The organism is Mesorhizobium norvegicum (assembly GCF_004919685.1).
Lineage (GTDB): Bacteria > Pseudomonadota > Alphaproteobacteria > Rhizobiales > Rhizobiaceae > Mesorhizobium > Mesorhizobium norvegicum.
In genome coordinates, this window is sequence record NZ_SMYZ01000183.1 from 1 (window position 1) to 6,804 (window position 6,804).

General features: G+C 64.1%; 6 protein-coding genes. 4 read left to right on the plus strand and 2 right to left on the minus strand.

Annotation, left to right across the window (positions count from 1 at the left end; all coding sequences use genetic code 11):
- Positions 1–70: 70 nt before the first annotated feature.
- Complete coding sequence (locus tag FCU66_RS40505; RefSeq protein WP_136622532.1) at positions 71–682, minus strand: LOG family protein; 612 nt, start codon at positions 680–682, stop codon at positions 71–73.
- A 143-nt stretch (positions 683–825) separates the two neighbouring features.
- On the opposite strand from FCU66_RS40505, the gene FCU66_RS40510 reads away from it, so the two are divergent.
- A complete protein-coding gene (locus FCU66_RS40510; RefSeq protein ID WP_136622531.1) occupies positions 826–2,403 on the plus strand; it encodes a LysM peptidoglycan-binding domain-containing protein in 1,578 nt (525 codons plus the stop codon).
- A 29-nt stretch (positions 2,404–2,432) separates the two neighbouring features.
- Here the strand turns inward: FCU66_RS40510 and FCU66_RS40515 are convergent, their stop codons facing one another.
- Entirely contained in the window at positions 2,433–3,224 is a 792-nt protein-coding gene (locus FCU66_RS40515; protein WP_136622530.1) for an NAD(P)H-dependent oxidoreductase, read from the minus strand.
- A gap of 94 nt (positions 3,225–3,318) precedes the next feature.
- Here FCU66_RS40515 and FCU66_RS40520 point away from each other — a divergent pair, with 94 nt between their 5' ends.
- The 3 genes from FCU66_RS40520 to FCU66_RS40530 all read left to right on the plus strand — a co-directional run bounded on the left by FCU66_RS40520 (position 3,319) and on the right by FCU66_RS40530 (position 6,590).
- Complete coding sequence (locus FCU66_RS40520; protein ID WP_136622529.1) at positions 3,319–4,251, plus strand: LysR family transcriptional regulator; 933 nt, start codon at positions 3,319–3,321, stop codon at positions 4,249–4,251.
- 67 nt (positions 4,252–4,318) lie between these two features.
- Entirely contained in the window at positions 4,319–4,660 is a 342-nt protein-coding gene (locus FCU66_RS40525; RefSeq protein WP_136622528.1) for an ArsR/SmtB family transcription factor, read from the plus strand.
- Between the two features lie 49 nt (positions 4,661–4,709).
- Complete coding sequence (locus FCU66_RS40530; protein ID WP_136622527.1) at positions 4,710–6,590, plus strand: ABCB family ABC transporter ATP-binding protein/permease; 1,881 nt, start codon at positions 4,710–4,712, stop codon at positions 6,588–6,590.
- The last annotated feature ends 214 nt before the right edge of the window (positions 6,591–6,804 follow it).

Genomic DNA, 6,804 nt, shown 5'->3' on the forward strand with positions numbered 1-6,804 from the left:
CAGTAGGGCAGTAGGGCAGTGCACTCCAGGCAATTCACATACTGCCTTACTGCCCTACTCCCTTACTCCCCTAAAGTTTGTCGATCACCGACTGCACCCCCTCGGTCGGCGCGTCGACGGAGGACCCAGCCACCATGATGGCGGCGACGATTGCTTCGGGGTCGTCGACGACCAGCGGCTTGACCCGTTGCGCGGTGTGGATGAAGCCCTCGGCGGCCATGTGATCGAGCAACGCCAGCATCGGATCCCAGAATCCGCCGACATTGCCGAAGACGATCGGCTTGCGATGATGGCCGAGCTGCCCCCAGGTCATGACCTCGACGATCTCCTCGACCGTGCCGATGCCGCCCGGCAGCGCCACAAAGGCGTCGGATTTCTCGAACATCTTGTGTTTGCGCTCGTGCATGTTGTCGGTGATCAAGAGTTCATCGAGCCGGTTAAGCGCGGTTTCGGTCGCCTCCTTGTTGATCAGGAAGCGCGGAATGATGCCGGTCACCTTGCCGCCGGCCTTGAGCGCGCCTTCAGCGACGGCGCCCATGATGCCTTTGGTGCCGCCGCCATAGACCAGCCGCAGTCCCGCTTTGGCAATCGAGCGCCCGAGCAGGTGTCCGGCCTTGATATAGATTTCATCGCGGCCCGGAGACGAGCCGCAATAGACGCAGACGGACCGAATCGTGTTCATACCGATGATTGGTGATTGGGTCTGAAAGCGCGGTCAAGCCCCAAGGGTCAACAAGACCGGGCTTTTTCTTGTCGGCCCGTTTTTCTTGTCGGCATTGGCAAAACAGGCTAGACCGGCGTTAGGTGGCTAAGGGGTAGGGAAGTATGGCAATTAATCCATTGAAGGCGTTCCTGTTCGCGGCGGGTGGGACCGTTGCGGCCGCGGGAACCGCCTATGTATCGGGCGCACTCGACCCGTATCTCAATCCCACGCCGCCGGCGAACGTGGCGGCGCTGACGCCGCCCGCGGCGCCGAAACCGGCTGATCCCGGCACGGAAGCGCGGCTGCCGCCAGCGGAGGTCCCGGCCGCTCCCGCCGCGGTGTCCCAGGCAACGGCACCGGCTGCACCGGCAACGGATGCGGCGGCTCCGGCAGCGGCCGGCCCGATCGCACCGTCCTTCGATGTCGTACGCGTCGAAAGCAATGGCTCGATCGTCGTCGCCGGCAATGCGGCGCCGAACGCCAAGGTCGAGATCCTCAACGGCACCACTGTGCTTGGCTCGACGGTCGCCGGTCCCGATGGCGCCTTTGTCATCATTCTCGACGATCCGCTGAAGCCTGGCGACTATACGATTGCGCTGCGCGCGACCACGGGCGATGTCGTAACGCCCTCGGTGCAGACCGCCGTCGTCTCGGTTCCTAAGGATGCGGCCGGCCAGGTGCTGGCCATGGTCGAGGAGCCGGGCAAGCCGGCCGAACTGCTCACCGTTCCCGCGCCCGAGACAAAGCCGGCTGCACCTGCTGCCGGCGACCAGGCTGCCGCGCCGGCTGCTCCCGCAGCCGAAACGCCCGCGGCCACAGCCCCGGCACCAGCCGCTCCAGCGCCAGCCGTGGTTGAAGCAGCACCGGCTCCGGTGGCACCGGCAACGCCGCCCGCGGCAGCCGTGGCCGAACCCAAGATCGTCGTCGAGGCGGTCGAGATCGACGGCAACAAGATCTTTGTCGCCGGCCTCGCCGATGCCGGCCGCAAGGTGCGCGCCTATGCCAACGACATCCTGCTCGGTGACGCGCAGACGTCGCCGGATGGTCATTTCCTCGTCGAGGCGACGCGCGACATTCCGGTCGGTAGCTACACCATCCATGTCGACGGTCTCGATGCCGACGGCGTGAAAGTGGTGGCCCGCGCCGCCGTGCCGTTCGAGCGCGAGCCGGGCGAATCGATCGCTGCCGTGGCGCCTGCCGAGCCCAAGCCTGCCGAAGCAAAGCCGGCCGCACCTGCCGCCGCCGAAGCGCCCCCGGCACCTGCTGTTGTCGCGGCTGCCCCTTCAGAACCCGCACCGGCTCCTGCCGCACCAGCCACAGAGGCACCCGCCGTTGCCGCAGCACCGGCCGGGACGGCACCGGCCACGACGCCGGCTCCCGCCACTGAGGCTCCGGCCGTCGTCGCGGCGGCAACGCCGCCAAGCGATGTGCCCGAGACCGTGGCGCCCAAGCTCGAACATGCCGACGGCGCCGTGATCATCCGCCGCAACGACACGCTGTGGCGGATTTCGCGCCGCGTCTACGGCCATGGCGTGCGCTACTCGACCATCTACCTCGCCAACCAGGACCAGATCAGCGATCCCGACCGCATCTGGCCGGGGCAGGTGTTCAAGGTCCCGGAAAAGTCCAAGGAAGGCGAAGCCGCCGACCTCAAGGCCATGGGCGAGCAGGCAACGACGGCACCGACCAAGACCAACTAGAGTCCGGGCCATCCAAAGGCCGACGTCAGCTAGGTTGTTGAGCCGCTCAGGTGCAGTTTGAATCCGATCATGTTCGGATCGCCCAGGTCGGGGCGTAGCTTCATGCTCGGAATCAAGTAGTCGCCGCCATTCTGCCGGCGATACGGGATGGGTTGCGTGGTCGCGAACGTCCTCATCCTGTCGCGCAGGCGCTCGGCAGTGGGCTCGAAGTCGGCTTCGCCAAAGCGGTCGACGCTATAGACGACGAACGGCGGAAGGACGTCGTAGCCCGGGTAATAGAGAATCCCGTGGTTTATCGGAAACAGCAGATCATCGATTGGTCCGTTGACGCCGCGAGGGGCATAGTGCTCCTCCCAGCCGCCGGCGGTCACGATCAACATTGCGCGCTTGCCCATCAAGGTTCCCTCGCCGTAGCGGTCGCCCCATCGTTTGTCGCTATGCTCACCCACACCGTAAGCGAAGCCGTAGGCGAAGACCCTGTCGACCCAGCCCTTGAGGATCGCCGGCATGGCAAACCACCAGAGCGGAAACTGGAGAATCAGGGCATCCGCCCACAGCAGCTTTGCGATCTCGGCCTTGACGTCCTCTGTCAGCGCGTCGGTCTCGAAAGATTTTTTGGAAGCCGCGGCAGGCATCAGCTGCGCATCCGACGCCAAAACCGGAAAGTCGGCCCGATCAACCGCTGATTTCCAACCCTGGGCGTACAGGTCCGTCTCCCGCACTTCGTGGCCTTGTGCCTCGAGCTCTCTGATGGCGACGTCTCGGAGCGCGCCGTTGAGCGAGCGCGATTCGGGATGAGCGAAGACAAGTAGAATTTTCATGCGGGGACTCCGAGGATTGAAAAACTGGTCCCTTAGCTAGGCAATATCGACATAATCCGCTACGCATCCGTAATGCATAAGATTGTGCCGAATAATGGATAAATCGGATATCACCCTCGAACGCATGAGCACCTTCATTCGCGTTGCGGAACGGGGCAATCTGTCGTTGGTTGCCGGCGAACTGGGCATCGGGCAATCGACGGTTACGCGGCATTTGCAAGAGCTTGAAGAGGCTGTGGGTGTGCCTTTGCTCAGCAGGACCACCCGGCGGGTCACGCTGACCGACGAGGGCAGCCGGTACTATGCTAACAGCGTCCAGATCCTGCGCCTTGTCGAGCAGGCCGGCGACGAAGCGCGGGGCGCACGTGGCGCGCCGGCGGGCACCGTGCGGATATCCTGTACTGCCGCTTTCGGGGTCTTGCACACCAGCCGGCTCATCTTCACCTTTCAGGACCGATATCCCGACATCGGAATTGACCTCAGCCTCACCGATGAGCGTGTCGATCTCGTCCGGGAAGGCGTCGATATTGCGCTTCGCTTGGGGCCGCTCACAGACAGCTCATTGAGGCTGCGGGCCCTCGGTCTATCACGGCGCCTGCTCGTGGCATCGCCGGATTATCTGGCGGTGCGAGGCAGACCGGCTATCCCGTCGGACCTGTCTGGGCATGAGGGCATCCGGATGTCGAACGTGGCGGGCAGTGAAACTCTTGCTTTGCAGGGCGCCGGGGGCGAGCGCCATATGGTGCCTTTCGCGGGGCGACTGCGGGTCGATCATGGGCTTGCTGCGCGCGAGGCGTTGGTCGCGGGCCGAGGGGTCGCACCGGCTCACCGATGGCTTGTCGACGATCTTTTGGCGGCGGGCCTGCTCGAGACGATACTGGATGATTATTCGCTGCCGTCCGCCCCATTGAACATGCTGATTGTCCCGGAGCGCTCGGGCGTTGCAAGGGTCCGCCTGCTGGTCGACTTCCTGGCCGAACAGATTGCCGACATCCCGGGGATCGAGAAGTCCAGCTCACAGCGTTAGCCGCTATCTGCTCTGCCCAGAAGAGTAGCTTGCGGCGGCGCCAGCCATCGTTTATCGCCGATGGACGATGAGTGACAAGCCCTTCGAAACCCATAGACTCCGCTCCACGTCGGAGGCCCCGGACAGCCGCGCCGTTGCCGCTCGGCTGGCAGCACTTTCGCACCCGGCGCGGATCGAAATCCTGAAACACCTGTCGGCCAGCAACTCCTGTTGCTGCCGCGAGGTCGTCGATCGTTTCGATCTGGCGCAGTCCACCGTGTCACAACACCTGAAGATACTGGTCGAAGCCGGGCTGGTCCGCTTCGAGCCTGATCGCCAGCGCTCGCGCTATGCGATCGACCACGCCGCGCTAGCCGACGTCTCGGCGTCGCTGACCGCGCTCGTCAATTCCTGCTGCTCCGGCCGCTAGACCATGATCCCGATCATGGTCAAAAAGACATAAGAAGAAGGCACCAAGAATGGCCGAAAAAACCGTCTCCGACTCCTCGACCTTCAAGACGCTGCTCAATTTGTGGCCCTACATGTGGCCGGCGGATCGCGCCGATCTGAGGGCGCGGGTCACCTGGGCGACGCTGCTTCTGGTCGTCGCCAAGCTGACGCTGGTCGCCGGTCCCTATTTCTTCAAATGGGCGACCGACGCGCTCGCCGGTGACGCCAAATCGGTGCCGCCACTGCCGACCTTTTTGCTGGCGCCCGTCATGCTGGTCGTCGCCTACAATGTCGTGCGCCTGGTGCAGCTAGGCTTCAACCAGCTGCGCGACGCGCTGTTTGCCCGCGTTGGCCAGTATGCCGTGCGCCAGCTCGCCTTCCGCACTTTCGTCCACATGCACCAACTGTCGCTGCGCTTTCACCTGGAGCGGCGCACCGGCGGCCTGTCGCGCATCATCGAGCGCGGCACCAAGGGCATCGAGACGATCGTGCGCTTCATCATGCTCAACACGGCGCCGACCATCCTCGAATTCGCGCTGACCACCGGCATCTTCGCCTACACCTATGGCTGGAAATATGTGGTCGTCGTCGCGGTCACCGTCTGGGTCTATGTCTGGTTCACGGTCCGCGCCAGCGACTGGCGCATCTCCATCCGCCGCGACATGAACGACAGCGACACCGACGCCAACACCAAGGCGATCGACTCGCTGCTCAATTACGAGACGGTCAAGTATTTCAACAATGAGGGCATGGAGGCAGAGCGTTTCGATCGTTCGATGGCACGCTACGAGGTCGCCGCGACCCGGATCTGGACCTCGCTCGGCTGGCTGAACTTCGGCCAGGGCATCATCTTTGGCCTCGGCACCGTCATCGTCATGTGCATGTCGGCGCTGGAAGTGCAGGCCGGCACGCAGACGGTCGGTGACTTCGTCTTCATCAACGCCATGCTGATGCAGCTGTCGGTGCCGCTCAATTTCATCGGCTTCATCTATCGCGAAATTCGCCAGGGGCTGACCGACATCGAGCAGATGTTCGACCTTTTGGATGTTCCGCAGGAGATCGTCGACAAACCGGATGCCAGGCCGCTCGCGGTCAGCGCTGGCAAGGTCGAGTTCCGCGACGTGCATTTCTCCTATGACCCGAACCGCAAGATCCTGAAGGGCATCAGCTTCGAGGTGCCGGCCGGCAAGACCGTCGCCATTGTCGGGCCCTCGGGCGCCGGCAAGTCGACCATCTCGCGACTGCTGTTCCGCTTCTACGACGTCCAGGCCGGCCAGGTGCTGATCGACGGCCAGGATATCAGGGACGTGACGCAGGAGAGCCTGCGCGGCGCGATCGGCATGGTGCCGCAGGACACCGTGCTGTTCAACGACACCATAGCCTACAATATCCGCTACGGCCGCATCGGCGCCAGCGAGGAGGATATGCAGAAGGCTGCCGAACTCGCCCAGATCGGGCCGTTCATCGAGCGATTGCCCGATGGCTACAAATCGATGGTCGGCGAACGCGGGCTGAAGCTTTCGGGCGGCGAGAAGCAGCGCGTGGCGATCGCCCGCACCATCCTGAAAGCGCCGCCGATCCTGATGCTCGACGAAGCGACTTCGGCGCTCGACAGCCACACCGAACAGGAGATCCAGGCCGCCCTCGATCTGGTCAGCCGCGGACGCACCACCATCGTCATCGCCCACCGCCTGTCGACGGTGATTACCGCCGATGAGATCATCGTGCTGCAGGACGGCCAGATCGCCGAGCGCGGAACCCACGCCGAGCTGATGCGCAAGCATGGCCTCTATGCCTCGATGTGGGACCGCCAGCGCGAGGCGACCGAAGCCGAGGAGCGGCTGCGCATCGCCCGCGAGGGCGACGAGCTTGGCGTCATCGTCCGCCGGCGCACGTCGGAGGTGTCATAGCGGTGGAGTGCCAATCTCCCCCCTCGTGGGGGAGATGCCCGGCAGGGCAGAGGGGGGCGCTGTCCCGCTGTCATCTCCGGGTCTTTTCGTGCAGGCGCCGCTATTCTTTTTGAAGACATCCGAAAGTTGGCTGAAGACATCCGAAAGTTGGCGATCCTTCACGCCCCCCTCTGTCCTGCCGGACATCTCCCCCACGAGGCGGGAGATCGGCAGC

Excerpts from the sequence above, each read along its gene's own strand:
- FCU66_RS40520 (WP_136622529.1), top strand. The coding sequence starts at position 3,319 with ATGGATAAATCGGATATCACCCTCGAACGCATGAGCACCTTCATTCGC.
- FCU66_RS40510 (WP_136622531.1), top strand. The coding sequence starts at position 826 with ATGGCAATTAATCCATTGAAGGCGTTCCTGTTCGCGGCGGGTGGGACC.
- FCU66_RS40505 (WP_136622532.1), bottom strand. The coding sequence starts at position 682 with ATGAACACGATTCGGTCCGTCTGCGTCTATTGCGGCTCGTCTCCGGGC.
- FCU66_RS40530 (WP_136622527.1), top strand. The coding sequence starts at position 4,710 with ATGGCCGAAAAAACCGTCTCCGACTCCTCGACCTTCAAGACGCTGCTC.
- FCU66_RS40515 (WP_136622530.1), bottom strand. The coding sequence starts at position 3,224 with ATGAAAATTCTACTTGTCTTCGCTCATCCCGAATCGCGCTCGCTCAAC.
- FCU66_RS40525 (WP_136622528.1), top strand. The coding sequence starts at position 4,319 with ATGAGTGACAAGCCCTTCGAAACCCATAGACTCCGCTCCACGTCGGAG.